The following is a 239-nucleotide window of genomic DNA, read 5'->3' as shown; positions in this document are numbered from 1 at the left end:
GGGACACACCCGTTCCCATCCCGAACACGATGGTTAAGACCTAGGCGGCCGATGGTACTATACTGGTGACGGTATGGGAGAGCAGGTGGATGCCAGATTCTCTTAAAAAAACTCCTGCAGGGGAAGACTTGAAAAAGTCGGAACCGGCCAGGTTGCATATAGATTCTGGAGCATACAGGCCGGGAAGCGTCCCGGAGCCTGATGCAGAACAGAGAAGCTGGTTTTACCAGTGATTAGAG

The 239-nt window shown here is 52.7% G+C and carries 1 rRNA gene; it reads left to right on the top strand.

Going from position 1 to position 239, the window contains the following annotated elements:
- Positions 1-98: ribosomal RNA gene (gene rrf, locus KTH89_RS24795) — 5S ribosomal RNA — on the top strand; the annotation flags it as partial.
- Positions 99-239: the final 141 nt, after the last annotated feature.

This window comes from Diplocloster agilis (genome assembly GCF_019042275.1).
GTDB classification, from domain to species: Bacteria; Bacillota; Clostridia; order Lachnospirales; family Lachnospiraceae; genus Diplocloster; species Diplocloster agilis.
This window is presented reverse-complemented; position numbering and strand designations above follow the sequence as displayed.